Origin of the sequence: Papillibacter cinnamivorans DSM 12816 (assembly GCF_900176335.1) — a bacterium.
Lineage (GTDB): Bacteria > Bacillota > Clostridia > Oscillospirales > Oscillospiraceae > Papillibacter > Papillibacter cinnamivorans.
Genome location: NZ_FWXW01000008.1, coordinates 49,515 through 76,509, shown reverse-complemented (window position 1 = coordinate 76,509; position 26,995 = coordinate 49,515). Strand labels below are relative to the sequence as shown.

Annotated in this window: 25 protein-coding genes and 1 pseudogene; 14 read left to right on the top strand and 12 right to left on the bottom strand. The window is 56.3% G+C overall.

Annotation, left to right across the window (positions count from 1 at the left end; genetic code table 11):
• Positions 1 to 48 precede the first annotated feature (48 nt).
• Positions 49 to 1,752 (top strand): sigma-54 interaction domain-containing protein, encoded by a 1,704-nt coding sequence (locus tag B9A13_RS11710; RefSeq protein ID WP_242942852.1) that lies wholly within the window; start codon positions 49 to 51, stop codon positions 1,750 to 1,752.
• A 281-nt stretch (positions 1,753 to 2,033) separates the two neighbouring features.
• Positions 2,034 to 3,002, top strand: a complete 969-nt coding sequence (locus B9A13_RS11705; protein WP_084235346.1) for a 3-hydroxyacyl-CoA dehydrogenase family protein — start codon at positions 2,034 to 2,036, stop codon at positions 3,000 to 3,002.
• A gap of 230 nt (positions 3,003 to 3,232) precedes the next feature.
• On the opposite strand, the gene B9A13_RS11700 is transcribed toward B9A13_RS11705, so the two are convergent.
• Both B9A13_RS11700 and malQ read right to left on the bottom strand, forming a co-directional pair.
• Positions 3,233 to 3,733, bottom strand: coding sequence for a YbaK/EbsC family protein (locus tag B9A13_RS11700; RefSeq protein ID WP_084235345.1), 501 nt, complete (start codon positions 3,731 to 3,733; stop codon positions 3,233 to 3,235).
• Positions 3,734 to 3,767: 34 nt separating this feature from the next.
• Positions 3,768 to 5,279: a 4-alpha-glucanotransferase gene (malQ, locus tag B9A13_RS11695; protein WP_084235344.1), complete on the bottom strand. Its 1,512-nt coding sequence runs from the start codon at positions 5,277 to 5,279 to the stop codon at positions 3,768 to 3,770.
• A gap of 671 nt (positions 5,280 to 5,950) precedes the next feature.
• Between malQ and B9A13_RS11690 the strand changes: the two genes are divergently transcribed.
• Positions 5,951 to 6,565, top strand: coding sequence for a nitroreductase family protein (locus B9A13_RS11690; RefSeq protein ID WP_084235363.1), 615 nt, complete (start codon positions 5,951 to 5,953; stop codon positions 6,563 to 6,565).
• Positions 6,566 to 6,888: 323 nt separating this feature from the next.
• Here the strand turns inward: B9A13_RS11690 and B9A13_RS14320 are convergent, their stop codons facing one another.
• The 3 genes from B9A13_RS14320 to B9A13_RS11680 all read right to left on the bottom strand — a co-directional run bounded on the left by B9A13_RS14320 (position 6,889) and on the right by B9A13_RS11680 (position 8,939).
• Entirely contained in the window at positions 6,889 to 7,041 is a 153-nt protein-coding gene (locus tag B9A13_RS14320) for a hypothetical protein (protein ID WP_200809722.1), read from the bottom strand.
• Positions 7,042 to 7,142: 101 nt separating this feature from the next.
• Positions 7,143 to 8,279: an S-layer homology domain-containing protein gene (locus B9A13_RS11685; protein ID WP_084235343.1), complete on the bottom strand. Its 1,137-nt coding sequence runs from the start codon at positions 8,277 to 8,279 to the stop codon at positions 7,143 to 7,145.
• A gap of 21 nt (positions 8,280 to 8,300) precedes the next feature.
• Positions 8,301 to 8,939 carry a redox-sensing transcriptional repressor Rex gene (locus B9A13_RS11680; RefSeq protein WP_084235342.1) on the bottom strand — a complete coding sequence of 213 codons (639 nt, stop codon included), beginning with the start codon at positions 8,937 to 8,939 and terminating at the stop codon, positions 8,301 to 8,303.
• A 496-nt stretch (positions 8,940 to 9,435) separates the two neighbouring features.
• On the opposite strand from B9A13_RS11680, the gene B9A13_RS11675 reads away from it, so the two are divergent.
• Entirely contained in the window at positions 9,436 to 10,002 is a 567-nt protein-coding gene (locus tag B9A13_RS11675) for a hydrolase (protein ID WP_084235341.1), read from the top strand.
• A 243-nt stretch (positions 10,003 to 10,245) separates the two neighbouring features.
• On the opposite strand, the gene B9A13_RS11670 is transcribed toward B9A13_RS11675, so the two are convergent.
• Both B9A13_RS11670 and B9A13_RS11665 read right to left on the bottom strand, forming a co-directional pair.
• Positions 10,246 to 11,244, bottom strand: coding sequence for an oxidoreductase (locus B9A13_RS11670; RefSeq protein ID WP_084235340.1), 999 nt, complete (start codon positions 11,242 to 11,244; stop codon positions 10,246 to 10,248).
• A gap of 125 nt (positions 11,245 to 11,369) precedes the next feature.
• Complete coding sequence (locus B9A13_RS11665) at positions 11,370 to 11,804, bottom strand: MarR family winged helix-turn-helix transcriptional regulator (RefSeq protein ID WP_084235362.1); 435 nt, start codon at positions 11,802 to 11,804, stop codon at positions 11,370 to 11,372.
• A 403-nt stretch (positions 11,805 to 12,207) separates the two neighbouring features.
• On the opposite strand from B9A13_RS11665, the gene B9A13_RS11660 reads away from it, so the two are divergent.
• The 10 genes and pseudogenes from B9A13_RS11660 to B9A13_RS11620 all read left to right on the top strand — a co-directional run bounded on the left by B9A13_RS11660 (position 12,208) and on the right by B9A13_RS11620 (position 21,663).
• Positions 12,208 to 12,399 carry a ferredoxin gene (locus B9A13_RS11660; protein ID WP_084235361.1) on the top strand — a complete coding sequence of 64 codons (192 nt, stop codon included), beginning with the start codon at positions 12,208 to 12,210 and terminating at the stop codon, positions 12,397 to 12,399.
• A gap of 301 nt (positions 12,400 to 12,700) precedes the next feature.
• Positions 12,701 to 12,838: pseudogene (locus B9A13_RS14700) on the top strand (helix-turn-helix domain-containing protein); the annotation flags it as partial.
• 593 nt (positions 12,839 to 13,431) lie between these two features.
• Entirely contained in the window at positions 13,432 to 14,931 is a 1,500-nt protein-coding gene (locus B9A13_RS11655; protein ID WP_242942851.1) for an MFS transporter, read from the top strand.
• 36 nt (positions 14,932 to 14,967) lie between these two features.
• Positions 14,968 to 15,882 carry a ketopantoate reductase family protein gene (locus tag B9A13_RS11650; RefSeq protein WP_084235339.1) on the top strand — a complete coding sequence of 305 codons (915 nt, stop codon included), beginning with the start codon at positions 14,968 to 14,970 and terminating at the stop codon, positions 15,880 to 15,882.
• A 39-nt stretch (positions 15,883 to 15,921) separates the two neighbouring features.
• Positions 15,922 to 16,713: a GNAT family N-acetyltransferase gene (locus tag B9A13_RS11645; protein ID WP_084235338.1), complete on the top strand. Its 792-nt coding sequence runs from the start codon at positions 15,922 to 15,924 to the stop codon at positions 16,711 to 16,713.
• A gap of 60 nt (positions 16,714 to 16,773) precedes the next feature.
• Complete coding sequence (locus B9A13_RS11640; protein ID WP_084235337.1) at positions 16,774 to 18,114, top strand: MFS transporter; 1,341 nt, start codon at positions 16,774 to 16,776, stop codon at positions 18,112 to 18,114.
• A gap of 60 nt (positions 18,115 to 18,174) precedes the next feature.
• Positions 18,175 to 18,492, top strand: a complete 318-nt coding sequence (locus tag B9A13_RS11635) for a demethoxyubiquinone hydroxylase family protein (protein ID WP_084235336.1) — start codon at positions 18,175 to 18,177, stop codon at positions 18,490 to 18,492.
• Between the two features lie 404 nt (positions 18,493 to 18,896).
• On the top strand, positions 18,897 to 19,118 hold the full coding sequence (locus B9A13_RS11630) for a FeoA family protein (protein WP_084235335.1): 222 nt from the start codon (positions 18,897 to 18,899) through the stop codon (positions 19,116 to 19,118).
• Between the two features lie 169 nt (positions 19,119 to 19,287).
• Positions 19,288 to 21,453: a ferrous iron transport protein B gene (gene feoB, locus B9A13_RS11625; RefSeq protein WP_084235334.1), complete on the top strand. Its 2,166-nt coding sequence runs from the start codon at positions 19,288 to 19,290 to the stop codon at positions 21,451 to 21,453.
• Between the two features lie 57 nt (positions 21,454 to 21,510).
• Entirely contained in the window at positions 21,511 to 21,663 is a 153-nt protein-coding gene (locus B9A13_RS11620; protein WP_084235333.1) for a FeoB-associated Cys-rich membrane protein, read from the top strand.
• A gap of 150 nt (positions 21,664 to 21,813) precedes the next feature.
• On the opposite strand, the gene B9A13_RS11615 is transcribed toward B9A13_RS11620, so the two are convergent.
• The 5 genes from B9A13_RS11615 to B9A13_RS11595 all read right to left on the bottom strand — a co-directional run bounded on the left by B9A13_RS11615 (position 21,814) and on the right by B9A13_RS11595 (position 26,992).
• On the bottom strand, positions 21,814 to 23,058 hold the full coding sequence (locus B9A13_RS11615; RefSeq protein WP_084235332.1) for an MFS transporter: 1,245 nt from the start codon (positions 23,056 to 23,058) through the stop codon (positions 21,814 to 21,816).
• A gap of 83 nt (positions 23,059 to 23,141) precedes the next feature.
• Positions 23,142 to 24,392, bottom strand: a complete 1,251-nt coding sequence (locus tag B9A13_RS11610; RefSeq protein ID WP_084235331.1) for an MFS transporter — start codon at positions 24,390 to 24,392, stop codon at positions 23,142 to 23,144.
• A gap of 80 nt (positions 24,393 to 24,472) precedes the next feature.
• Positions 24,473 to 25,345 carry a hypothetical protein gene (locus tag B9A13_RS11605; RefSeq protein WP_084235330.1) on the bottom strand — a complete coding sequence of 291 codons (873 nt, stop codon included), beginning with the start codon at positions 25,343 to 25,345 and terminating at the stop codon, positions 24,473 to 24,475.
• 280 nt (positions 25,346 to 25,625) lie between these two features.
• Positions 25,626 to 26,147 carry an ABC-2 transporter permease gene (locus tag B9A13_RS11600; protein ID WP_143806985.1) on the bottom strand — a complete coding sequence of 174 codons (522 nt, stop codon included), beginning with the start codon at positions 26,145 to 26,147 and terminating at the stop codon, positions 25,626 to 25,628.
• Positions 26,144 to 26,992, bottom strand: coding sequence for an ABC transporter ATP-binding protein (locus B9A13_RS11595; RefSeq protein WP_084235329.1), 849 nt, complete (start codon positions 26,990 to 26,992; stop codon positions 26,144 to 26,146). Before B9A13_RS11595 ends, B9A13_RS11600 begins: the two co-directional genes overlap by 4 nt.
• Positions 26,993 to 26,995: the final 3 nt, after the last annotated feature.

Genomic DNA, 26,995 nt, shown 5'->3' with positions numbered 1-26,995 from the left:
CCGAAGGAAGATCTGCCAAGCGGCGCAGAAGGAAGCGGAGGAGACGATATGTTTACCGATCAGGCGATGGATTTGGAAGGGCTGCTGGACCTTCTCTCGGAAGGAGTCCTTTTTTTGGACGAGCAGGGGCATCCCACGGCGAACCGGCGTTTCCGCGAACTGATGGGAATCGCGGAGGACGAACAGGGGGCGCTGATGAAAACCCTTGCGGAGCATCATTTTCTGGAGGATGCGGAAGAGGGCCGCAGCGGCAGGAAGAGCCTGAGTATTTTCGGGAAAGCACTTTCGGTGGAATATAAAACCGCCATGTCTGAATCCGGAAGCCGGTTCTGGACCCTCGCCGTCAGGGAAGAGGAGAAAGAGAGCCCTCCCAGGGAAATCGACGTTATCGCCGACAGCTTGGAGACCCTGAAGGACATATTGGACAGCGAATATCAGGCTTATGTTCTGGTGGACGATCAGGCCCGGATTGTAAAATGGCATTATGAAAGGCTTCTGGGCATCAAAGAGGAAGACGTGCTGGGAAAACCGGTGGAGGAGGTTCTGGAAAACACCCGGCTCCATGTTGTGGTACGGACGGGGAAAAAAGAGATGTTCACCACCCAGCGCATCCGGGGAAACGACATGATCGGGCGCAGATACCCCATCTTCCATGCCGGGCGGTTGATCGGCGCCATGGGGGTCGTGATGTTCAAGAATCTCCAGGAGTATCAGGACGCCTTTATGAAAATCAAGCAGCTTTCCAGCACCATCGACAGTTATAAAAATGAGATCAGCAGCACATACCGGGCGCATTATACCTTCGAGGACATCATCACCTGCGACGAAGCCATGAAAGGATGGATTGCCACAGGACAGAAGGCGGCCCTGTCCTCCTCCACCGTTTTGATCCGGGGAGAAAGCGGAACGGGGAAGGAATACTTCGCACACGCGATTCACAGCTTAAGCCGCCGGCGGGACCAGCCTTTTATCCGAATCAACTGCGCTGCCATCCCCCAGGAACTGCTGGAATCCGAACTCTTCGGCTACGAGGGAGGAGCCTTTACCGGAGCCAAAAAGGGAGGAAAGATCGGGAAGCTGGAACTGGCCAACGGAGGGACCGTCCTGCTGGACGAAATCGGATCCATGCCTTATGCCATGCAGTCGAAACTGCTGCGGGTGCTGGAGGAGAGGGAGATCGAAAGGATCGGCGGCAAGGAGCGTATCGGTATCGATATCCGAGTGATCGCAAGCACCAACGAGAATCTTGCCGATTTGGTGAAAAAGGGCTTGTTCCGCAAGGATCTGTATTACAGGCTAAACGTGGTGGATATCGCCCTCCCGCCCCTGAGAGACCGCAGAGAGGATATCCCCCTGCTGTGCAAGGATATTCTGGAACGGCAGGTTCAGGGGGTCGGACCGCTCTTCAAGACTATCACACCCCGGGCGATAGCGGACCTGGAACAGTATGACTGGCCGGGAAATGTGCGGGAGCTGAGAAATGTGCTGGAAAGGGCGGCTAATGTGACGATAGATGGGATCATCGACGTGAGCGACCTCCCAGAAACCATCAGCGCAGGGAACCAAAGCCGGAAACAGTTGGAAAACAGGCTGCTCAGCGACATTGTGGCTCAGGCGGAAATCACCGCCATCCGCGACGCAGTACAGGCGGCGGGAGGAAACAGGAGCCTCGCGGCGGAGCATCTGGGTATCCACAGGACCGCCCTGTATAAAAAATTAAAGAGCTATGGGATCGACTGCAGGAAGATATAGTGTAGAGAAATAGATACACTGGTAATAATAGTAGAAAAATGGCTACAGAGGGAGAGATACCTTTCTCTCCAATGCATTGAAACCCGGATAGAAATAATCCCCCCGGAACTGTAGAAAATCATCTACAGCCCCGGGGGATGCTTTTTCATTGCCCATTGAAGATAGAATCATGAAAAGCCTGAAAATAAGCCTCTTGAGCGTTTTTTTCGGATAATTTCTGGAAATGGCACGAAACTTGCTTAAAATAATAACAGATGCAATTTGGATAAGGAGGCGCAGATATGGACGCGGAGAAGATCAGGAAAGTTGCCTGCATTGGATCGGGGCTGATCGGAGCCAGTTGGGCAACCTATTTTATCCTTAAAGGGCTTGAGGTAAATCTCTACGACGTGAAAGAGGAATTTCTGGCCTCCGGGAATGCCAGGATCGATAAGAATCTGGATTTCTTTGAAGAAAAGGGAATAATCCATTCGGATGAGAGAAAGGAAATCTCATCCAGGCTTTCTCTTACGCCCGTAATAGGGGACGCTGTCCGGGATGCGCAGTTTATTCAGGAGTCGGGACCGGAAAGGTATGAGATCAAACGGCAGATTCTCAGCGAAGTAGAAAAAGACGCTCCCGCCGAAGCCATATTCGCCAGCAGCACCTCCGGGCTGCTCATCACGGAGATTGCGAAAGAAGCCCGCCATCCGGAGCGCTGCCTGGGTGCCCATCCGTATAATCCGCCGCACCTGATCCCTCTTGTGGAAATGACAAAAGGGGAAAAGACCAGTCCCGAAGCCCTGCAATGTGCATATGGTTTTTATAAAGGAATCGGGAAAGAACCGGTGATCCTGCAAAAGGAAGCGTTAGGTTTCATTTCCAACCGCCTCCAATCGGTACTGTACCGCGAAATGGTGGACCTTGTGCTGAGAGGAGTGTGCTCCGTGGAGGACGCGGACAAGGCGCTTCTCTACGGTCCGGGTTTACGATATGGGATCATGGGTCCCAATCTCATCTTCCAGCTGGGAGGCGGAAACCAGGGAATTCGGGGAATGATTAATAATCTGGTGGCCCCCTCAAACGCTATGTGGCTGCCGGATATGGCAAAATGGGAAAAGATTCCTGACGAGTGGGCCGATATCGCTCAGGCGGGAGTGGACGAGGAAATGAAAAACCGTTCCCCCGAACAGGGCAGGACAAATGAGGAGATCATCCGGTTCCGGGATGAGATGCTGGTCCAGCTGCTGAAGCTTCACGGTAAGTTTTAACTGCGTCTGGCGGCTGTTGAAAACCCTTCTGCCGCGGTTTTCTGAGAAACGCTGCTTCTTTTGCGGAGGTACTCCCAACCTCCGTATATGACTATATTTTGTATTCTTCTTTGCTGCCGGAAGTGATTTGTGCCGATTGCTTCGCGGTGAATCCACAGTAGCCGCGGCCGCACCGTTTTTGAAACGGTGCGGCCGTGGTTGTTTTATACGAATTACCTCTTGAAGCGGTATCACGGATCAGATGCAAGCGGCTCCGCCGGCCACCCTTTGCAGACATCTACCCACTTGAGGCTACCGGACAGGGTGAAGAGGTTATCGCAGGTAAGCCGGACGGCGGAGTGATCGCTTCCGCAGGCGGGGTATACCGCCGGAAAGCGGAGAAGGGAAATATCGGTGAATACCCGCACCCCTTGGGGAAGAGCGAAAGGACAGACACCGCCGGGAGTATGGCCCGTGAGGGCTTCCACCCTGTCGGGAGAGAGCATCCGGGCCTTGAAGCCAAATTCACCCCGGAATTTTACGTTGTCCACCCGGGCGTCCCCTGCCGCTACCAGCAGAAGACAGCCATCCCCGGATTCAAAGGAGAGGGTTTTGGCGATCATGGCGGGCTCCACGGACAGGGCCTGCGCCGCCAGCTCCACGGTGGCGCTGGAGACGGAAAATTCCAGGATCTCTTCCGTCCGGCCCAAAGAGGCGAAATAGGCTTTTACCGTGTCGATGGAATTGGACATAAGTGAAAGTTCCTTTCTGCGTAAATATGGCAGATCAAAGCCGCCCATAAATTTCCGTAAGCTCCCGGAGCCGGGAGGAAACCTCTGCGTTGAAGGCCTCCCGGCGGACGCGCCAGCGCCAGTTCCGGCCTCCCACCGTGGAGGGACGGTTCATGCGGGCATCTTCCCCGAGACCCAGGATATCCTGCATGGGAGCCATGGACAGCACCGAAGACGACTCCCAGGCGCCTGCGGCGGCACCCCAGGAGATCCCCTCCTCCAGGCGGAGACGAAGATAACGCGAAGCGAATTGGCGCGCGTCCGGGGAAGCTTCACGGTACCACTCCAGAAAAGTGGGAGAGTCATGGGTGGAGGTATAAATAATGGAATTGATTGGACAGTTGTGGGGAAGAAAGGGGTTGTCCGGTCCGCTCCCGAAGGCATCCGTCAGTACCCGCATCCTGGGAAGGCCGCTGTCTTCGGTAAAGCGCCTTGCCTCCGGGGAAAGGTCCCCCAGATCCTCGGCGATAAACCCCGCTCCGAAAGCCTCTTCCCGCAGGAGGGAAATAAAAGACTCCCCGGGACCTTCTCGCCAAAAGCCCTCCGACGCCGCCTTCGCCTCCAGGGGAATCTCCCAGTAGCTGTGAAAGCCCCGAAAGTGATCCAGACGGACGATATCGCACAGAGTGAGCGCATGCCGGAGACGGGCGCGCCACCAGGAAAAACCGCTCTTCTCATGGGCCTCCCATCGGTACAAAGGGTTTCCCCAGAACTGTCCCGAAGGGGAAAAGCCGTCCGCGGGAACGCCGGAGTATGCCTCCGGGCGCAGATGTTCATCCACCCGGAAGAGCTCCGGGCGGGACCAGACCTGAACGCTGTCGGAGGAACAATAGATGGGAAGATCTCCGATGATGAAAATCCCGTTTTGATTCGCGTATTCCCGCAGGGCCCTCCATTGGCGGAAGAACAGGAATTGAAGGAAAACCTCAAAAGATATCTCCTCCGCCAGCTCACGCTGCCAATACCCTAGAGCTCCCGGTTCCCGCCGGAGAAGCGCCCCGTCTGGCCAGTCCTGGAGGGCTGCGCCGCCGAAATGCCGCTGCGCCGCAGAAAAAAGCGCATGGTCGGAAAGCCAGCCCCCGTTTTCCCGATAGAAAATCGCCACCTCACGGGAAAGCATTTCTCTGCCGCGGGAAAAGGCAAGACGAAGAAGGGGCTCCTGCCGCTCCTGCGCCAGGGCGTAGTCCGCCAGATCCGGCGATCCGACCTGGGCGGAACAGCATTCGTCCGCTGTGAGAAGTCCGTCATTTACAAGCAGGTCGGGGTCGATGTACAACGGACATCCGGCCCAGACGGAGGGAGATTGGTAGGGAGAAAAGCCGGTTCCGAAAGGGTTGAGGGGGAGGATCTGCCAATAACGCTGCCCGGAATCCCGCAGAAAATCCACGAACCGGTACGCCGATTCCCCGAAGGTACCTACGGAAAAAGGACCGGGCAGAGAAGAAGGGTGCAGCAGGATGCCGGCGCCGCGCCGCCTCCCTTTCCAGGAAAGTTCTCCGTTTGCCATATGCTGCCTCCTTGTTCTATGACCCAATAGTATCCGACCGGATCGACCGAAACAGACACAGCTATTAACTGCTGCATCCGCTCCCGAAACTCCGGACAAACGAAAATGCGCGCTTTCCTGCCATTATACGGCCCCCCGCCTCCCCGTGTCAATACGCGGAGGCGCGCGCTCCGCGGAGGGAAAAGTCCCATGGAAGAAAACTTTCGAAAGGGAAAATCCTCTGAAACGTCGCATAAAGTACGTTTTCACAGATTCATTAAGCACCACAAACCCAAATCCGGAGAGCTCCGATCGCGGGCCTAAATAGAGACTTCTTGGCCTCGGGCAGTTCGTGCGTCTGAAACTACCGATAGTCAATTACGTATTAAGAGCGCCCACAGGAACACCCTTCTTGTGGAGATGCCAAAAGGCCGGAGCCTCTTGGTCTGTTTTTGGTGACTTTTTGCAGAAACAAAAAGTTACCCCCAGCGGGGAGCGCGCAGTTCCCGTCCAGAACCCCTTTGAAACCTTTAAGATATGATTCGATAAAAGATGGCTGCCCCGGTGGGGGCGGCGCTTTCCGCAGGATTTCACGGTATATTACGATGGAATTTCATGCTATACTAAAAACCAGAAGAATGCTCCCATACAGGAATATGGGAGAACCGTCCGGAATCGAAAGGAGCATGTATATGGAAGCACTGGAGGCCATAGAAAAAAGAAGGAGCATCCGCAGGTATAAGGACCTGCCCCTCAGCGACGAGCAGATTCGCGCTCTTCTGGATGCAGCGCGCCTGGCACCCTCGGGAACCAATCTCCAGCCCTGGCGCTTTGCCGTGGCCACAGAAAAGAAGACCAAGGAAAAGCTGCAGGAGCTGTGCTACAATCAGAGGTTCGTAAGCGCGGCGGGAGCTGTCCTGGTCTGCTGTGCCGATCTCACCGCTTACACCCAAAGGATGCGGCCCCGCCTGGAGGAGCTGGTGGAAGCAGGAGTCATGTCCCGGGAGGCGATGGAAAACTACTCCCAGTACAAGATGTCCCAGGGAGAGGACCTGAAGGCCTTCATCCCTTATTCCATGATGAACGTGGGCCTCGCCATTGAAAACATCTGCCTGCGGGCGGTATCCATGGGGCTGGGCACCTGCATCATCCGGCGGATGGAACCTAAAAAAATAGCCGAATACCTGAAGCTGCCGGAGAACACCGTGGTCCTGGCCCTGGTGGCGGCGGGTGTTCCCGACGAGGATCCCAAACCACGGCCCCGCCTTCCCCTGGAGGAGCTGCTGTTGGAGATCCCGAAAGAATAAAGAGCTGTTTCGCTGTGCGAAGACGGGGGGGTATCGAATCCGGGCAAAGCCCGGTATAGTACCCTGCGTTTGGCTCTCGTCCTTTTCGCGGAAGCGAAAAGCTTTTGCGGCTTTCGCGTTGCGCTCCGTGACCAAAAGACGCAAAAGATGAAATCCCGTGCCCCGGGGAAATTCACTTTCCCCGGGGCACACTTTGCGCGTTTCCGAAGAAACGCTGACCAACTTCCGCACCCGCTGAAAAACATGTTTTTCAGTGGAGTAAAAAAACCGGAAGGCCTCGCCTTCCGGTTTTTTTGTCGGGTTCAGGTATGTGCTTCTAGGTATTAGCAGCCGCATCCACAGCCGCCGCCGCAGCCGCCGCCGCAGCCCATGCCGCCCCAACCGCCGCCGCAGCAGCAGAAGAGGACGACGAGGATGATGATGATCCAGCAGCAGCAGTTATTGCCGCCGAAGAACCCACCCTGATTGCAACCCATACTGAGTACCTCCTGATTACTGACTAAAACCAATCGCCGACTGGTCTCACTCCATAGTATTCAAGAGACGTGATTTGGTGCAAACAGGTGATACGCAGCCTTCAGGCGATGCGGGAGGAGGTGACTTTGGCCCGCGCCTGCGCTGCAGCTTCTTCGCCGAACACGCTTTTGGCGATCAGCTTCTGCAGCAGGGTCCCGCTGCCGTCCTTCAGGGCCGCGTCCAGGGAATAGTAGGAAACGTAGACCACCTGGGCCCGGTAGAAAGTCTTGCTTGCCAGGAGGGCCTGTTCGCCGGAGGTGAGGAGTCCTTTATTGTATGCGTAGGAAAGGGAAGTGTCCCATGTAAAATCCCCGGAGGCGTCGCTGTATCCCATGGAACGCAGGATGAGGGTCATATATTCCGGGGCGGTGATGGTGCTATAAGTCCCGAAGAGGGAGGAGGATACCCCGTTGGTATAACCTTTGCTGTACGCGTAGTTTACATAAGAACTTGCCCAGGAGGGCACATCCTTGAAGGGGGAAGTGCCGGCATAGGAAAGGGCTTCGTTCTCTTCCCCCAGCAGGCGGATGAACATGATGAGCCCCTCGACGCGGCTGGGCTTGTTCTCCAGCATGTATCCCGAGCCGTATCCCGTGTCTCCGCCCCGGAAGAGCCCCAGAAGCTTCAGGGCGTCCGCCATGGCGTTATAGTCGGTCCCGGTGCTGGAAGCAAAGGAGTAATTGCCCTCGTATTCCACCACCGCCGTATCCGAGGAAACGGTGAACACCGCCGTTGTGTATTCGGCCACGAGATACCGCTGGGAGGCGGCAAGGCTGGAGCCGGAGAGGATCTCCGTCCCGGTGCTCACGTTTATCACCGCGCCGGAGGAAAAAGTGACGTTCACGCTTCCCGCCAGCAGCACGAATCCGGTGCCGGTGGTGCCCGTAAGGGCGTCGCCCGACTTGACCCTGGTCTGGATGAATTCCGGAGCGAAGGCGCTCTGCACCGCCAGAGCGTCCAGCTTTTGACTGTACTCCTGGACCAGCGCCGTAAGCTTTTGGCTGGAACTGCCGTAAACCGTGTTCCCGGCCGCGGTGATTCGTCCCTCGATGGTGGCCGAGAGGGATGGCAGATAGGTGTCAGTTATGTAGCTGAGCGAAATAAGAGGGTCGCTTTGAGAGCCCGGGGCGGCAAAGGTGTGCCCGAATAGAAGGAGCAGCCCCAGAACGGCCGGAAGAATAACCAATAGCTTCTTCATGGGTGAACCCTTTCTGTACGTTTACGGAGTATCCCGGTTCGCAATCATATAACTGAGAGTGAGAAGACTGTCCGCAAAGTGCACGTCTTCGATTTTCACGTTGGCATCCCGGATGTTCAGTTCGATATTGGTGAAATTCCAGAGCCCGCGCACTCCGAGGCCTACCAGGCGCTCTGCCGTTTTCTGGGCCACGCTCCGCGGCACGGTGAGCACCGCCACGTCCGGCTTGCATTCCACCACATAGTCCTCCAGAGCGTCAATGTGATGTACGTGCACGCCGTTGATTTCCGTGTTGATGACGTCGGAAGCCACGTCGAAGGCCGCGTCCAGAATAAAGCCGCTTTTGGCGAAATAAAAGTTTTGAATCAGGGCGCGGCCCAGGTTGCCCGCGCCGATGATGATGATTTTATACTGTTTGTTCATTCCCAGTACTTCCGCGATTTCGCTGCGCAGCTTTTCCACATTGTACCCGTAGCCCTGCTGGCCGAATTCCCCGAAACAGCTCAGGTCCTGGCGGATCTGGGAGGCGGTGAGCCCCATGATGCGGCCCAGGGAACTGGAAGAAATACGAACCACGCCGTTGTAATACAGATCGTCCACATGCCGATAATACCTGGGAATGCGGCGGATTACTGCGTTTGAAATTTTGTCTTTCCTCATAAAAGCTTCTCCACCGCCGCAGACTTGTTTTTATATTTTTCTCCAAAGAAAAACACGCATAAAGCCTGCCGCTGCCGCTTTGTAAGGCGGGCGGACCGCCGAATTCAATACCTCGGATAGTAGTAACAAACCGTCCCGCCGGACGGTTCCGCACGGCCGCTCCCCGCCGGGGAAAACCTGTGCTGGTATTAGTTTAGCGTTTTCGGATGGAAATGTCAAATCCAATTCTGCGCCGGAAAAACAATTGACGGGAAAGCGGCTGTGGACGGAAAACGCAGGAGTAGTCCCTGCATCTGAAACACTTTGCGTTTTTCGGCATGATGCGTTATAATACTCATCATGCAAAAACGCAATGAGTTTTTGTATGATGAATGTTCCACGGCTAATTCAGCGGCGAATGCCACTGCCTGCCGCGTTACGGCAGGCAGGAATATGCCTTTTTGCGCATTTTCCCCCAATAGCGGTATAATAAAAAATCCCGAAAGGAAGAGAGCCTGTGAGCCGAATACCCACAAAGAAGCAAGCCGGAGAAATCCTGGCAAAGTACAACAAGGAGCCGTTTCATTTGCGGCACGGGGAGATCGTATCCGGCGTAATGGGCTGGTTTGCCGGAGAGCTTGCCCCGGACAACGTGGAGTTCTGGGAAGTGGTGGGGCTTCTCCATGACCTGGATTTTGAGAGATGGCCGGAGGAACACTGCGTCCGGGAGCAGCAGCTGATGCGCGAAATGGATTTGGACGAGGCTCTGATCCGCGCCGCCGCAAGCCATGGTTATGGGATTTCAGTTGACATAAAACCTGAGCTTCCCATGGAGAAGGTCCTCTATGCCGTGGACGAACTCACGGGCCTCATCGGAGCGGTGGCCCTGATGCGGCCTTCCCGCAGCGTTTCCGACCTGGAGGTCAAATCGGTGATGAAGAAATTCAAGACCCCCGCCTTTGCCGCCGGCTGCTCCCGGAAGGTGATTTCCGACGGCGCCGAAATGCTGGGTTGGGAGCTGACCGAGCTGATCGACAGGACCATTCAGGCCATGCGCAGTCTGCCCCCCGAGCTGGGGCTGTGAATCCGGAAAGCGGGGAAGACCGCAGCCCTTGTGAAAAGTGCTTATACTGGAACAATGACGCGCCCCCCCGCGGGGGGCGCGTCAGCTTGTTAAAAATGTCCTCTCGTCCGATCGCCGCCGGCGAAAGCTTTTTCGGATTCTTAAAGTGCGTTCCGTGACCGAAATCCGCAAAAGGTGAGATCTCAATGCCTTGCGAAAACCGGGGGTTCTATCCCGGAACAGTCCCTGTGACCCGATGTATGCTTATTTGCCCGACAGAGCTTCCATTGCTTTTCGGCCCCAGTCGGAGTCCTTGGCCGCGGCCCGGCCGACGCCCACCAGATCAGTGTCTCCCTTGCGCAGAATCTCCTCGGCTTCCTCCGGCCGGGTGATGCCTCCCGTCACCAGCACAGGGACGGAGACCGCCCCCTTAACAACGCGGGAGGCGGCGGCGAAGTAGCCGGGCGCCTTGGTAAATGGATTGAAATACCGGCACATACCGCCGGAAATATCAATGAGATCCACTCCCGCGCGCTCCAGTTCCCGGGCTGCCGAGGCGCTCTCTTCCGGAGTCTGCCCGCCTTCCATGTAGTCCGCGGCTCCCAGGCGGAGAAACACGGGATAGGCCTCTCCCACCGCATCCCTGACGGCCTTCACCACCTCCAGGTGGATCCGGATCCGGTTCTGGAGACTGCCGCCGTATTCGTCGGCGCGCTGATTGGTAAGAGGGGATAAGAACTGGTTCAGGAGATATCCGTGGGCCGAATGGATCTCCACGGCGTCAAAGCCCGCCGCTTTGACCCGGAGAGCCGCCAGGCTAAACTGCTGAATGATCTTCCGGATCCCGTCCTGATCCAGGGCAATGGGCAGGGGCCCCTCCCTGGCCGGATTCGAAACCGAAGAGGGGGCAAAGCCGTCGATCCCGGTTACCTCCGGGGAAATGCCGCCGCCGCAGTGATTGATCTGCATGGCGGTCTTGGATCCGTTTGCGTGTATTGCCTCCGCCAGGGTTTTCAGGCCGTCTACAAGGCGGTCCTCCGCCACGGAAAGCTGACCTGCGCTCGCCCGCCCTTCGGGGGCGATATAGCTGTGCTCGATGATCACAAGGCCGAAATGGCCGCCTTTGCTTTTTTCATCGTAATACCGAAGGAGATCCGGACCGACCTCGCCTCTTTCCGATTTGGCCGTAGCCATAGGGGGAAAGACCAGGCGGTTTTTCAGTTTCACTCTTCCGGCTTCCAGGGGTGTATTCAGCAGCGGCATGATATGGCTCCTTTCTTTATCGGGGCGCGAAGCCGGATGGGTTTGGTTTTCCGGCGCGCCGGGTTTTTCCTGTTTCGCCGCTCGATGCCGGCAGTCGATAACATAAGCTCCCGCAGCGGGGGATGCTAATTATCCATTGTCTCCAGTTTCAGCAGCAACCCTCTGAGGGTATTCAGTTCCTCTGCTCCCAGGTATTCCTCCAGGGATTTCTGAGCACCCATCCACAAGTCGTTCGCCTGCGCCAGGGTCTGCGTCCCCCTGTCGGTTAACTCCAGGCGGCGGCTGCGCTCCCCCGTGGGAGCGCTGTCCTTTACAAGGCCGGCGGCTTCCAGGGGTTTGAGATTCCGGACCAGAGTGGTCCTGTCCAGCCGCAGCGCCCTTGCAAGATCGCTGACGCTGACGGGAGCCATGCCCCGGATGTATTTCAGGATGGAAAACTGGCTGATCTTCACTCCGCTGGGTACCAGAGCCCTGTCGTAAGCGGCGGTGACGGTGTGGGCCGCTCTTCTGAGATTGACGCAGTTGCAGACGGAGGAGCGTTTTTCCTTTTTCTGTTCCATGGTGCTTCCATTCTCCATTTCGTGTATTTACACTGTCAGTGTAAATCCTTTTCCCGCTTCTGTCAACGGATTTTTCCTTGCCGCAGGTTTGATTCAGGCGCTGCCCTACTTACCGGACAAAATACAAGATCAGATTTGACGTCTGACCTCTATGCGTTTTTCAGAAGCTGCGGTATAATGGAAACGGAGGAATACGCATATCGGGAAAGCGGGGCCGTTTGCGGAAGATATCTTATGGCCCGGGGTCCGTTTCATGCATTTCCCCGCCGAAAACGCGGATACTAGTGATTTGAAAAGAAACGCAAAGCGGCAGACCCCCGAAAAAGGGCGTCGGCCCACGCCGCGGCCGGACGGGCTTCCGGGTCCTCCGGCTTCCGGCAAGCGGAAGGAAAGGAGCGTTGACATGAAAGCATATTTGGACAGGTCCGGCTGCATTTCCTGCGGAATGTGCGCGGACACCTGCCCCAAGGTATTCCGGATGGCGGACGACGGAATCGCCGAGGTCTATCAGGAGGAGGTTCCCCCCGAGGCACAGAACGAAGCATTGGAAGCGCAGGAGAACTGCCCTGTTTCCGTCATCACCGTCAAGGAATAGTTGCTTAAACCGCCAAACAGGGAGGCCGGCAGAACAGCCGGTCTCTTTATTCTGCTGCGGGATCGTATTGTATATCCCTGCCGGCCCCGGCGGGGAGCGCACGTTCCCATCCGAATCCCTCATAATTAATCTGTTCGATTTTTATATTAATAAGAACGGTATAACGCGCCTCCGGCGGGGGCCATTTTTCCCCTTGCGGCGGATTAAAATAGCAAGTGCAACAGTATAAAAAAGCTCATAAGGGAGGCCAAATGGATACAGTAGGAGTTGAAAAGACCACTACTGAAAGGCGGCGACCCATATGAGCTACCACCATCTTACACCGGAAGAACGGAAAAAGCTATTTCGGATGTGGCGGAATAAAGAAAGTATCCGCCGTATGGCCGCGGCACTGGTCTCAGCGGCTCAGAAAGTCTGCAAAACTTTTTCCTGCAACGTCAAAAAAGAATGTATATCAACCCCTGTCCCATTAGAGGAACATTATACTGAAAACGACATACGGAAGCATTGAGATCATGGAATGTCCCGTAGACGGAAATTTTCGAAACAAAAAATCTTCTCAAACGTCGCACAAGGCAGGTTTTTGCAGACCCATTGAGCCCCATAATATAAAATCCGGAGAGCCCCGATCGCGGGCTCAAAAGCAGACTTCCTGCCACAGAGTTGTCTGTGCGTTCGCAACTGCCGAAAGTCAGTCACTTATTGAGAGCGCCTATAGGAGCACCCTCTCCAGAGCTCCAAGAGGCCGAGGCCTCTTGGTCTGTTTTTGGTGACTTTTTGCAGAAACAAAAAGTTACCCCCGGCGGGGAGCGCGCAGCCCCCGTCCAAACCGATTATAGAATAATTTAAGAGTCTATAATTGCCGGCGGGAAACGCCGCGCTCACGTATGGCTTCCGGAAGAATGGAAAAAGCACGCCGCGGTTTAATTGAAACCCCACCGTTTTTAAAGCCTTCTTGTCGAAACTCTATTGACGGGAAAAGGCGCGAAAGGTATCATGGTAAGGGTAACAGACAAGGAAAGAAGGCTCGCTTTGAAGCGTATAGGAACCGGAAATTATCCCGTTATGCTGCTGTCCCTCGCTCTGGGAACCTTTATGGCGGCGCTGGACACCAGCGTTGTAAACATTGCCGTGCCGGTGATTCAGGCGGAGTTCGGCGCCGAATTGGCCACGGTGGAATGGGTGATTATCTCATACCTTCTGGTGGTCAGCAGCCTGCTGCTTACCTTTGGAAGGCTTTCGGACATACATGGGCATAAAAAGGTGTATCTGGCCGGTTTTTGTATTTTCACCCTGGGCTCTCTCCTTTGCAGCCTATCCACCGGCATTGAGATGCTGGTGGCCTTCCGGGTGGTACAGGCGCTGGGCTCGGGTATGATGTTTTCCACCAGCAGCGCCATCATCACGGACAACGTCGCTCCGGAAAAGCGGGGCGGAGCCTTCGGCGTCATCGCCGTGGCGGTGGCCGCGGCGGGATGCGCGGGCCCGGTGCTGGGCGGTTTCCTGGCGGACCTCCTGGGCTGGCAGAGTGTCTTTTACATCAACGTTCCCATCGGGATCGTGGGCATCATCCTTGCGGCCAAATGGATACCGAAGGACGGAGAGCAAAAGGCATCGCCTTTCGACATTAAGGGCGCGCTCGTCCTGTTTGCGGCCCTGTTTCTGATTTTGCTTCCGCTCAATCTCGCAGGTGACGGGCTTGCCCCCGCGCTGTTTTTTGCCATGCTGGCCGCGGGGCTTGTCCTGGGGGGCATCTTCCTCATCCATGAGCGGCGGACAAGCTTTCCCATGATCCGGCTGACGCTGTTCAGAAGCAGGGTTTTTTCCGCCAGCCTCATTGCCGCGGCCTTTTGCTATATGGCCCAGTATATCGTTGTTTTTATGATGCCCCAGTATTTTCAGAACGACCTGCTCCTGTCTCCTTCCATGGCGGGTCTTGCCTATCTGCCCTTTCCCCTCGCCACCATCGTGATCGCTCCCGTGAGCGGCAGCTTTTCCGACAGGCATGACAGCCGGATTCTCAGCTCGGCGGGGATGGGCGTGATGGCCCTGGGCCTGTTTTTGGTGAGCTTTGCCCGGGCGGACACCTCCCGGTGGTATGTCGTTCTGGCGCTGGTCCTGACGGGGATCGGCTCCGGTATGTTCCAGTCTCCCAACAACAGCGCCGTGATGGGAAGCGCTCCGGCGGAGCAACGCGGGGCCGCCTCGGGCACCCTGGCCATGATGCGCAATGTGGGCATGGTTTTGGGGGTCGCCGCGGGCGGAGCGCTGTTCGGCGTATACTCCCTCAGGACGCAGGAGGTTTTATCCTCCTCCGGCTTAACGGGGGAGGCGCTGAAACTGGCGTCCTTCTCCGGGGGATTCCGGCCCACCTTTTTAACGGCCGCGGGTTTTGCGGTGCTTGCCATGGTGGCATCCTTCGTCAAGGGAAAGGTGCGCCGGGCGGACGCCTCCGTCGGAATACCGGCGGAAGGTCCGTCGGACAGAGAGCCCGGGGACGGGAGCATCAGGCGGGAAGACCCCGGCGAATAACGGGGAAAGATGGAATAATGCGGTAAGGAGCGTAACATGGAGATAAAAAGAGCTGCCCTCGTGGGGATGGGCGCCATTGGATCGGTTTATGCGAAATATCTGACGGACCGGTACGGAGAGGACTTCGCCGTCGCCGCCGATTCAAACCGGGGGAAAAGACTGAGGTCGGAGGGAATCGTCCTCAACGGCGAGAGGTTTGTTCCCCGTGTGGTCTTTCCGGAAACGGACCGCTTTCAGGCGGACCTCGTGATATTCTGTGTCAAGAACGGCCAGCTGGAGGAGGCCATGGAGGAGGTGCGCCCCTTCATTGGGCCGGAGACCGTCCTGCTGCCCCTTTTAAACGGCATCACCGCCAGGGACAGGCTGCTGGCCGGATATCCGGACAATCTTGTGCTCTACGGGCTTGCCATTCACATCGTTTCCGTCCGGGAGGGTTCCCGGGTGATCAGCACCTCTTTGGGGACCATCCAGTTCGGCGAGGCGGAAAACAAAGACCCGTCCCCGCGCGTTTTGTCGGTGCAGAGATTTCTGGAGGGAGCGGGCCTGGAGGCAAAAATCATGCCGGATATGCGCTGGGCCGTGTGGCGCAAATGGATGCTCAACGTGGGGGCCAATCAGGTTTCCGCCGTGTCCGGGGCGGGATATGGGAACCTCCTGGGGCTTCCGGAGCTCAGATCTTTGTTTCGGGACGCCATGGCCGAGGTGGCCGCCCTTGCCCAGGCGGAAGGCATCGATTTGGGAGAACGGGAGATGGAGGAGTTTCTGACCACCATGCAAAGGCACAATCCTCTGGGCAAGACCTCCATGCTCCAGGACGTGGAGGCCGGGCGCAAGACCGAAGTGGAGTATTTTTCCGGAACGGTGATGGAGCTGGGAGCCAGGCACGGCATCCCCACACCGGTGAACCGGGTATTATATCGTCTCATCCGCGCGAGGGAACAGATGTACTGACGCGGAGGAAACGCGAAACAGGAAAGGCGGAAGGCAATCTTGGAAAAGCTTTATGAGCGGGACAAACAGAAGATCCTGGAGTACATACGGAAAGAACCGGAGTTCAATCTCTTCTTTTTCGGGGATATCGAACACTTCGGCGTGGACTGCGAGCAGGTGGAAATATTTGCGCAGAAGCGGGAGGACACCTACGACAGCCTGGTGCTCCGCTATTTGAACAATTACGTGGTTTACAGCCGGTTCGGGGACTACGACGCCAAAACAGTGGCGGAGTTTTTAAGGGAGAGAAACGCCTCCGCCGTCAGCGGAAAGGGAAGCGTCCTGGAGAAGCTGGCGCCGGGGCTGCCCGGGAAGTTTGTCAAATACTCGCTGCTGTCCAAGCTGGAAAAAGTGAAAAAGCCCGCGCCCGCGCCCAGGGAATATAAAATCCGGGCTCTGATGCCGGAGGACGCGGAGGCGGTTGTAGCCCTGTTTACACAGATCCAGGAGTTTGCCGAACGGTACAGGAGAGACAGGGAAAAGGAGATCTCGGCCCTGCATCTGAATCTCAGCACGAGCGGCGCGGGCTTCGGCGCCTTCCGGGACGGAGCCTTGGCAGCCGTGGCCCTCACCACCGCGGAAAACTCGGAGTCGGCCATGATTGTGGGCGTCGCCACACTTCCGGAACATCGGGATAAGGGACTCGCCGGAAATCTGGTCGCGGGTCTTTGCGAAAAATGCCTCAGTGAGGGAAAACGCTACCTCTGCCTGTTCTATGACAATCCGGACGCGGGAAAAGTATACCGGGAACTGGGATTCAGAGAGATGGGAGAATATACCCTGATCCAGTGATCTCCGGCGCGGCGCTGCCGTGAAGAAGTCCGATTTCCGACGACTGGGGGAGAGGCCGGCGTGAGACTGAAGGAGCATTTTCTGGTATACCGGGGCCTGCCGAAGGGCATCTACTTTCTCTTCCTGTCCGACATCATCAATCGGATGGGCGGATTCATCCTGCCTCTGATGACCCTGATCCTCACGGGAAAACTGGGTCTTTCCGTTTCCGACGCAGGCCTTTTCGCAACGGCCGCGATGCTGGCCCAGGCTCCCTTTTTCCTTCTGGGAGGCAAGCTGTCCGACAAGTTCGGCAGCAAGCGCGTCATTGTGCTTTTTGATTTCCTGGGCGCCTTTACCTATCTCCTGTGCGGGTTTCTGCCTCCGGGACATGTGACGGCGGTTCTTCTGGTGGTGGCATCGGCCTTTTTCGGCGTCGCTTCTCCCGCCCATACCGCCATTATCCCCGAGCTGGCGCCGCCTTCCATGATTAAAAGCGCCTATTCCCTCATCTACCTGGGGTATAACATCGGGTTATCCGTAGGCCCCCTGCTGGGCGGTCTGCTGTTTGTAAACCATTTCCGCCTTCTGTTCCTTCTGGACGGAATGACCACCATGGCGGCCACAATCGTGGTGCTTTTGGGCGTCCGGAGCAGAGCAAAGGAAAAGAAAGGGCCTTTTTCCGCCGCGGCGGAAGCGATTTTGGAGGAGGAAAAAAAGCGGGCGGAAGACGGCTCCGTCTTTTCCTTCCTGCGAAAAAACCCCGTGCTTCTTGCCTTTGCGGGATGCCTTCTCATCTACAATTTCTGCTATATCCAGTGGGCCTTCATTCTGCCCCTCCAGACCGTTGACCGGTTCGGGGAGAATGGGGCAAGGCTTTACAGCCTCCTGGTGAGCGTCAACGCCGTGACCGTGGTGGTCCTGACGCCGCTTCTCACCTCCCTGACCCGGCGGCTTCATGCGCTGGAGACCATCTTCCTGGGCGGCGTGTTTTACCTGGGTGCCTTTCTGCTTTTCGCGGTGAACGGATGGACCCTGGTATTTATGATCGGTATGGTCTCCATTACCGTGGGAGAGATTCTGATCAATATCAATATGAATGTCTTTATTGCCCAGAAAACGCCCGACGCTTACATGGGCAGGGCAAACTCTTTGCTTTCCATCGTAAACGGGGCCGGATTTGCGATAGGCCCCGTGATTATGGGAAATCTTCTGCTTCTGCTCACCTTCCGCAGCGCATGGTTCCTGGTTTCCGGGCTCATCATTCTGGGATTTCTCCTGGTGCGCGCGCTCCGGCATATGGACGGGGATGCTTCCTCCGGCGGGAGCAGGGGAAACGGCGCCGGGGATATGCAAATAGATGATGAAATTCAGGATGAAGCGGAATCCGAATTGTTTCGGGAAGAAGAAACGACCAGATAAACAGGATGGACCCCGCTGAAGGTTTACGATATCAGTAATAAAAAGAAAGGAGAAGAGAACATGCCGGCATTTGCAAATCCCTTTCAGGGAAACGTGGACAGGAAGATGACAAAGGAGGAACTGGTCCAGGCTGTCCGCCTGGACATCGCCGGGGAACTGGAGGCCATCTATCTGTATGACGCCCACGTTCTCGCCACCGACGACCCCGTTGCCAAAGCGGTGATTGCAGACATCCGGGACGAGGAAAAAGCCCACATGGGCGAGCTGATCACTTTGCTGTTTCACCTGGACCCCAAGGAGGCGGAACACTTTTTTTCCGGCCAGGATGAGGTCAGGGAGATGATGGAGGAGCTGGGGATTACCCCTTCCGCCAAATAATCTATCGGAGAAAACTGCCGGGGGTTGAATCATTCCCCGGAAATGCGAGCCGCCGGCGGAAAATCCGCCGGCGGATTTTTCTGCGGAGGGAATCCGGCGGAATGGGGAGGTGGACTGCATAGCATAAATATGCATCACCAAATGGGATAATTGAAAAATCAAGTAATACAGCCCGTATAATGCAAGCAAGAATATACAAAACAAAATGAAGGAAACCCTGCGAAGTTGTCCGAAAAGCAGAAAATAGGAAAATACGCGGGGAGTATTGACATTTTTCCCCGCCCATAGTAAACTGATACTGGATCAGAAGTTAGCCGGAACTAACGAAACGGTTCGGATTGTCCGCCGAAGAGAAACCGGCGCAGGAAAGACCGGAGAGCGTGCATGGAGATGGGGTGGCGAGGGTGAAAACATTGAAAAGCATTCCCTGCGGCCAGATGGTGAAGGTTCTGCGGCTGGAGGGCACCGGCGCGCTGCGGCGCAGGATTATGGATATGGGAATCACGAAAGGCACCACGGTGTGCGTTCGGAAGGTGGCGCCCCTGGGGGACCCGATGGAGATTACCGTACGCGGATATGAGCTTTCCCTGAGGAAGCAGGAAGCGGAGAATATCATAGTGGAGTAAAAAGAATGCTTTTGGGCGGGCCGGAACGGCGCGTCTTTTTATGTTGGATATGTTAGAAGAAACTAACGGGATGCACTGTCTGCATCCGTACGGATAAAGCACGGTATTTTGCGCCTGAAGGCGGCGCGGTCTCGATAAAACAGCCGCGGACGAATCGGAGGAAATTTACATGCCCATAAAAATTGCATTGGCGGGCAACCCCAACAGCGGAAAGACCACGCTGTTCAACAGTCTCACCGGTTCGTCCCAGTACGTGGGCAACTGGCCCGGTGTCACCGTGGAAAAGAAGGAAGGCAGGCTCAAAGGGTTCAAGGACGTGATCATCACGGATCTTCCGGGCATTTACTCCCTGTCTCCCTACACCCTGGAGGAAGTGGTGTCCAGAAACTACATTCTGGAAGAACGGCCCGACGCGATCATCAACCTGGTGGATGCCAGCAACATAGAGAGAAATCTGTACCTCACCACCCAGGTGCTGGAACTGGGGATCCCGGTCATCGTCGCTTTGAATATGATAGACCTGGTCAACCGTGACGGGGACAGGATCGACGCCGATGCCCTCAGCCGCGCCCTGGGCTGCCGGATGGTTGGAATTTCTGCCCTGAAGGAAGAGGGGACGGAAACCCTGGCGGAGCAGGCGGTGGCACTGGCCCGGAGCGGAGAGCGCTGCGAGAAGCCCATTGTCTTTTCCCCGCGGGTGGAAATGGCACTGAAACCTTTGGCGGACATAGCCTCCTGGCATTATCCCGCCGAAAGGGTCCGCTGGTACAGCGTGAAGCTTCTGGAAAGGGACCAGAAGCTTCTGGAGGAGGGCAAACTCACCGGGGAAGAGCTCGCCGCCGCCGAGGAGGCGTCCGCGGCGCTGGAACGAGAGTACGACGACGACTGCGAGAGCATCATCGCCAACGAGCGATATAATTTCATTACGGAATTGGTTGACAGCTCCGTCATCAGAGGCCGGGTGGGCATGTCCGTTTCCGACAGGATCGACAGTATTCTCACCAACCGGTTTCTTGCCCTGCCGGTGTTTGCCGCCATCATGGGCGTCGTGTACTACGTGTCGGTTTCCTGGCTGGGCGCCATCGGTACCAACTGGACCCGGGAGGTCCTGTTTGGAGCTGTCCTCATGCCGGGTGCCACCGCCTTTTTAAACAGCGTGGGCGCGGCGGGCTGGCTCACCGGCCTGATTGTGGACGGAATTCTCGGCGGCGTGGGATCCGTTTTGAGCTTTGTTCCCCAGATGATGCTTTTATTCTTTTTCCTGGCCTTTCTGGAGGACTGCGGATACATGTCCAGGGTCGCCTTCATCATGGACCGGATCTTCCGAAAATTCGGCCTTTCGGGGAAATCTTTCATCCCGCTGCTCATCAGTTCCGGCTGCGGCGTGCCGGGGATCATGGCTTCCCGCACGATAGAAAATGAAAAGGACAGGCGGATGACCATCATCGTCACCACCTTTATTCCCTGCGGGGCGAAGCTCCCTATTATCGCCCTCATCGGGGGCGCCCTCTTTCCGGGAAGCGCCTGGGTTGCACCCGCCATGTACTTTCTGGGAGTGGCCATGGTGGTCTTTTCCGGGCTGATCCTCAAAAAAACCAGACTCTTTCTGGGCGACCCGTCCCCCTTTGTCATGGAGATGCCCCGGTACCACCTGCCTGGCCTGAAAAGCCTGCTGACCCATGTCTGGGAGCGGAGCCGCGCCTTCATCGTCAAGGCCGGCACCGTGATTTTCGTGGCATGCACGGTGATCTGGTTTTTGTCCAACTTCGGCGTTGCGGGAAGCGGCATTGGGCTGGTATCCCAGGAGGGGAGCTTCCTTGCCGCCTTCGGCGGCCTGATAGACGTTCTGTTTGTTCCTCTGGGTTTCGGCAACTGGCAGGCTACCGTCGCCACCCTAACGGGCCTGGCCGCCAAGGAGAACGTGGTGGGCACCCTGGGCGTTCTTCTGGGCTCCGCGGGAGCGGCGGAGAAAACCCCCGAGCTGCTGCACGGCATCGCGAATCTCTTTACGAGCGTGTCAGCCCTGTCCTTTTTGGCTTTTAACCTCCTTTGCGCTCCCTGCGTTGCCGCCATGGGAGCCATCCGGAGGGAAATGGGAAGCTGGAAATGGACTCTTATCGCCCTTGGGTATCAGACCGGTCTGGCCTATGCGGTGGCTCTGGTGATCAACCAGCTGGGCAGTGTTCTTGTTCTGGGCCGCCCCTTTTCCCCGGGAACCGCGGTGGCTTTTGTGATTCTGGCGGCGGCGGTATGGCTCGTTGTTCGCCCGGAACCAGGCAAAAAAGGAAAACGGCCGGGCGCCCCCGCGGAAAGGGAAACTGCGGCCAGCCGGTGAGATAACGCGAAATTCTGAAAAAAGAAAGCCTCCGGTAAGGGGAAAGAAGGGTGCGGTATGACAACCTATATCATCGGCGCCGCGGTGCTGATCCTCATTCTTCTGGCGGTGCGGAAAATAAGGAAAGACCGGAAAAACGGGCGCGGCTGCGGCGGCTCCTGCGACGGCTGTTCCGGCTATGGCTGTCCGTCGAAAAAAGAGAAGAAATAACCCAGAAAGCTCCGTATAAAAGCGGGCTGTTGCAAAATGCACTTATTTCACAAATAATAGTGGGATTCCCCCCGGCGGCGGCGGGGGGAATCCCACTATTATTATCAGTATTTTGATGGATTTTGCGAATCATGAAACTGCTCTGTTAAATTATCGATTCACCGGATCGGATTCTTTTTGCCGGACCCGTCTGCCCCGGGCGAAAGCGGAGAAGAGAATCAGCGTCAGGATGATACCCGCCGCGCTGCAGAACAGCCCAAAGGTGAAAGCCCCGGAAAAGCCGCCGCTGCGCTCCCTCAGCACCGCGATAACGGGAGGCCCGATAAGGCTGGAAACCGCGATGGTACTGAAAAAGACGGTGTAATTTTCCGCGAAATGATTCTGGCCGAAGACCAGGGCGGCCATCTGGGGCACCAAAGTCATAAAACCCCCGTAGCAGAAGCAGCAGAGAATCAAAAGCGCAATAAAAACGCCGGGGGTGGCCACCAGGGGGATCAGCAGCATGGAAAGGCCCATCAGGCAGTGATTGACAAGCAGCACCCGGAGTCTTCCGGCCCGGTCCGCCACAGTGCCCCATACGAAACGGCCCGCGGCGCTGGACATGGAGAGGAAACCTACCACGACGGAGGCCCGCCCGGGACTCATGCCGAAGGCCCACTGGAGAATGGGGGAGCCTTGGGATAAAATCATGAGGCCCACAAGAAGGCCGAAGACCAGAGCGGGATAAGTGCAGTAAAAGAGGGGATGCTTTACCATCCGGAGCCTTCCCAGGTCCAGAAGGCTTTCGTTGTGCGTCCGCTGGGCGGCGGGGGCGGGGGCGAAATCCGAAGGAGGCTCCAGAAGAAATCGGGACAGGAAGAAAATGACCGGAAGAAGGACGATCCCGATGATCAGAAAGGGATAGGATACGTTCCCTGTCAGTTCAAAGAGCCGGTTGAAAGCCGGAGCCCAGAGAAGACCGCCCAGAGCGGAGCCCGCGGACATGACCCCGGCTCCCAGCCCCGGCTTGTCGGGAAACAGGCGCATCCCGTAAGAGACAAGGACGGGGAAGATGAAGCCCGCGCTGATGCCGCAGAAGACGCCGAAATAAAGGTAGAGCTCCAGGACGCTGCCCCGGATCAGGCCGCACCCGGCAAACCCCGCCGTGAACAGCAGGGCGCCGATACGCATCGTCCGCCGGATGGGGAGCTGGGAAATCCGCGGCCCGAAGAACAGCTGGGTGAGCATGGTGACGGAAAAACTGAAGGTGAAGGTCAGCGCCGCGGCGGTGGGAGAGAAGCCGTATTTTTGGATCAGCGGCTGCTGGAATACGCTCCAGGCGTACACGATACCGGGGGTGAGCTGGATAAGGAAGGCGGCGAGGAGGCAACTCCATCGCGTCTTATGAAAGTCCATAGGTATGACCCTTTCCCCGAATAGCAGTCGTTCTATTAATATATTGAGCGGTCTGATCTCGTATGCTTAAGTAAAAGAAGCGCTCAGCTCTGTACGCTCTCGATTCCGGCAGCCCGCTTTGCCTTGACACGGCGGACGCTGATGGACAGAAGCAGAGCCAGCACGGCGCCGATGATGGAGAAGATGACACCGAAGGAAAAGGCTCCCGTGAAGCCGCCGGTGCTCTCCTTCAGAGCTGCGATAAGGGGAGGCCCGATGACGCTGGAAACGCCGAAGGCGCTGAACATAAATGAGTAATTTTCGCTGAAGTGGATCGAACCGAAGATATCCGAGGTGAGGGGCGCCACCATGGTGGAAAAGCCTCCGTAGCAGAGTCCTGTGATCAGGAGCATCACGATATAGACGGGCTCGGAGCGGACCGACAGCAGCATGATCATGGCAAATCCCATAAGGCAGTGGATCATAATCAGCACCCTCTGCCGCCCAAGCCTGTCGGAGACGGCGCCCCAGCCGAGGCGCCCCGCCGCGCTGGCGGTAGAGATGAGACCCACAATCACCGAGGCGGTCTGCACGCTCATGCCGAAGGTGGTCCGTACGATGCCGGAGCCCTGTGTTACGATCATGAGGCCCGTCACGATCCCCACGATAAGGGAGGGATAAACCAGGTACAGGAAAGGACTTTTAAACATTTCCATCCGGCTTTTTTCAAAGAGCCCCTTCTGAGCTTTCTGTTCTCCCTGATTAAACTCCTCCTCGAACCGGGGAGGAATGTCCGCGATGAGCCGGGAGAGAACCAGCGTGGCGATAAAGAAGAAGATGCCCAGGATGATGAAAGGAAGAGAGATGTTCCCCGTTTTCTGATACAGATAGGCGGTTATCGGGGCCCATAAAAGCGCGCCCATGGCAAATCCGGCCGCCATGATGCCGCCGCCGAAACCGCGCTTTTCCGGATACAGACGCACCCCGTAGGAGATCAGCACCGGATATGCGAAAGCGCCGCTCACGCCGACAAAAAAGCCGAAATAGAGGTAGAGCTCCAGAATGCTGCCCCGGATGAGGCCGCAGCCCACCATGCCGATCCCGTACAAGACGGCGGAAATGGCCAGAGAGGTTTTAACCTTGAGCTTGGCGATGCGTTTTCCGATGGTAAGCTGAGCCACCATGGTAAAGACAAACAGCAGGGTAAAGGCCAAGGATGCCGCCGTCTGGGTCCACCCGTATTTTTCGATGAGGGGTCCCTGTACTACGCTCCATGCGTAAGCAAAGCCTGCGATCAGTTCCGTCAGGGCGCCGGCAACGAGATATACCGGGCGTTTTTCTTTTTTGAAGTCCATTTCCTGTTCACCTTTTCGTATCAGTTTAGCGGTTGGTCATATATATCCAGCGGCCGGCGGTTCGTCAGGCTGCAAGTTTTTCAGAAGGCGAGGGAATGGAAGGTAAACTCATACCAGATCAAAAACCATCCCGCGCCGGCGCTCACCAGATTTGCCGTTATGGCGTAGGCCGCGCGCCGGCGGAAACTGTGCCCTTTCAGGAATCGGGTGTAGACCACCGTTTCCCCCAGAAGGATTGCCAGCTCCAGCGGCACGTAGAAGAAGTAGGCCATAAGGACTCCGCTGCGGAACATGGCCGTGCCCAGGACGGCGGTTAGGATTACCTGGGTGATGAGATTGACCAGGAAAAACAGCCGCAGGTTTTCCCGCAGAGAGAACCGGAACAGAAGAAGCAGGATCCCCTCGATGAGAAGGGTGGGAACACATGTCATGAGAAACTGCAGAAGGTAAGAGACGACAAGGCTTCGCTGTGTGACAGCCCCCGTTTCCCAGTCGTAGTAGACAACGGCCTGAAAGGTGTTCCGGTGAATTTCCCGGGTAACGGAGACCTCCCCCGAAGAGGACACGGTGATGATCTTGAAATCTTCCGGTACGCCCACATAACTGAAGGTGTGGATCATTTCGTCTCCGTCGGCTTTTCCCGTAAGGCTTCCGAACATGGGGATCCGGGTGCCCCGGGTGAGCGCCGGGTACCAGCCGCCCTCCTGGTAGTTCTCCAGCAGGGCGAGCATTTCAGAGTCGTAATTTTCACGGGAATCCCGGAGGTTGTCGTAAAGATCCGCGTCCGGATCGCCGTATACAAGAAGATCCAGATAATACTCCCCGCCGGGAGAATTCCGGACCACGACGGTAATCTGAGGTTTGGGGCCCATGTCGGCCAGGGTGGATACGGTAAGAAGGGGCAGCAGCGCCGCCGCCAGGATTCCCGCTGCGAGCAGTTTTTTTATACGCAATCTGTCCCGCCCCCTTTAAAAATGAGTACGTTCATATTCTACCACAATTCTGCAAAAGAGGTAGATGGAAATTGCAATCTAAGGTAAAAAGTTTGGCTGACGGGCAGAAAGGCTGTCAATAGAACTCTCCCCGGCATAAAAAGGCGCCGCTTTGAAGCGGCGCCTGCGCGGATTCCGGTGTATTCTTTCAGGAAAACTCTTTATTTCGATAAATCCGGACGGATATGGAGGCGGAAACGATAAACAGGAGAAGCGCCGCGGGAAACAGCACCCAGAAGATCTAATCCAGATTTTTGCCCTTGGGCAAAGACAGCCCCTGGGTGGAAAGAAAGACAACCACAGCCACAGGAACAAAGAGAACCAGCATCATGAGAAGCCGTCCCTTTTCCACTCCGAATTGAAATAGTATGGGAAGGATCAGCGAGATAAAGAACATACCCACCGACAGAAGGGAAAGGGAGATCTCAAGGGCTTCCGCGATGTTTCCGGAGCCTGTGATGAGATTGAAGGCGAAATTCACAAGAAATCCCGCGGCGCAAAACAGCGCGCCCAGCAGATATTTACTGATCACCAGATCCTTCCGGGACACCGGCATGGTCAGGGCGTATTTATCCCATTTGCATCTTTCGTCATAAGAAAGAGCGGTGACGGGCAGCATGGCGCAGAGAACCGCCACGACGCCTCCGAAAAAGGAGCTGTCATGGGAGGTAAGGGATAAAAAGAGATAAAACGCAAAGAGGATGGCGATGATCTTTCCCTGCCGTTTCAGATTGAGAAGATCCTTTAGAATGAGTCCCGTCATTGGACATTCTCCTTTACATAATACAGCATGATATCCTCGATCCCCGCCCGGTCCACCACAAGCCCGGAGGGGATTTTATCCCGGAGCACCAGCGCCTCCACCCCGAATTTGCTTTCGCGGTACCCCGCGACGGCGAATTTGTCAATCCGGCTGAATTCCTCCGGAGAACATTTTAGAATTCCGTAGCTTTCCAGAAGTTCATCCTTTCCCCGGCTGAAGAGGACCTTTCCGCGGTGGATAAAAGTGATGTAGTCGCAGACCTTTTGAAGATCGCTGAGGATGTGGGAGGACAGGAGAATGGAATGGGATTCATCCTGGATGAATTCCAGAAAAACATCCAGAATTTCTTCCCGGACCACGGGATCAAGGCCGCTGGTTGCTTCGTCCAGGATCAGAAGCTCCGCTCTGTGGGAAAGAGCCGCGGCAATGGCCAGCTTCATCTTCATGCCGTGGGAATAGTCCTTCACGATTTTTTTGTCCGGCAGGGAAAAACGGTGGGCCATGGCAAAAAACTCTTCGCTGACCCAGCTGTGATACACCCGTTTCATCACCGAGTCCACGTCCCGGAGGGTGAAGTTTTCCGGGAAACAGCTCTCGTCCATCACCACGCCTATTTTTTCCCGAAGAGCTTTGGAGGCGTCGCGGCTGTCCTCCCCTAAGAGTGTGATGGTTCCTTCGTCTTTGCCTATAAGGTCCAGAATCAGACGGATGGTGGTGCTTTTTCCCGCTCCGTTTTCCCCGATGAGTCCCATGATGCAGCCCCGGGGCAGGGAAAAGCTTACGGCGTCCAATGTAAATCCGTCATAGCGTTTGGTTACGTTTTTCAGTTCCAGTGCCAGTTCCATGCT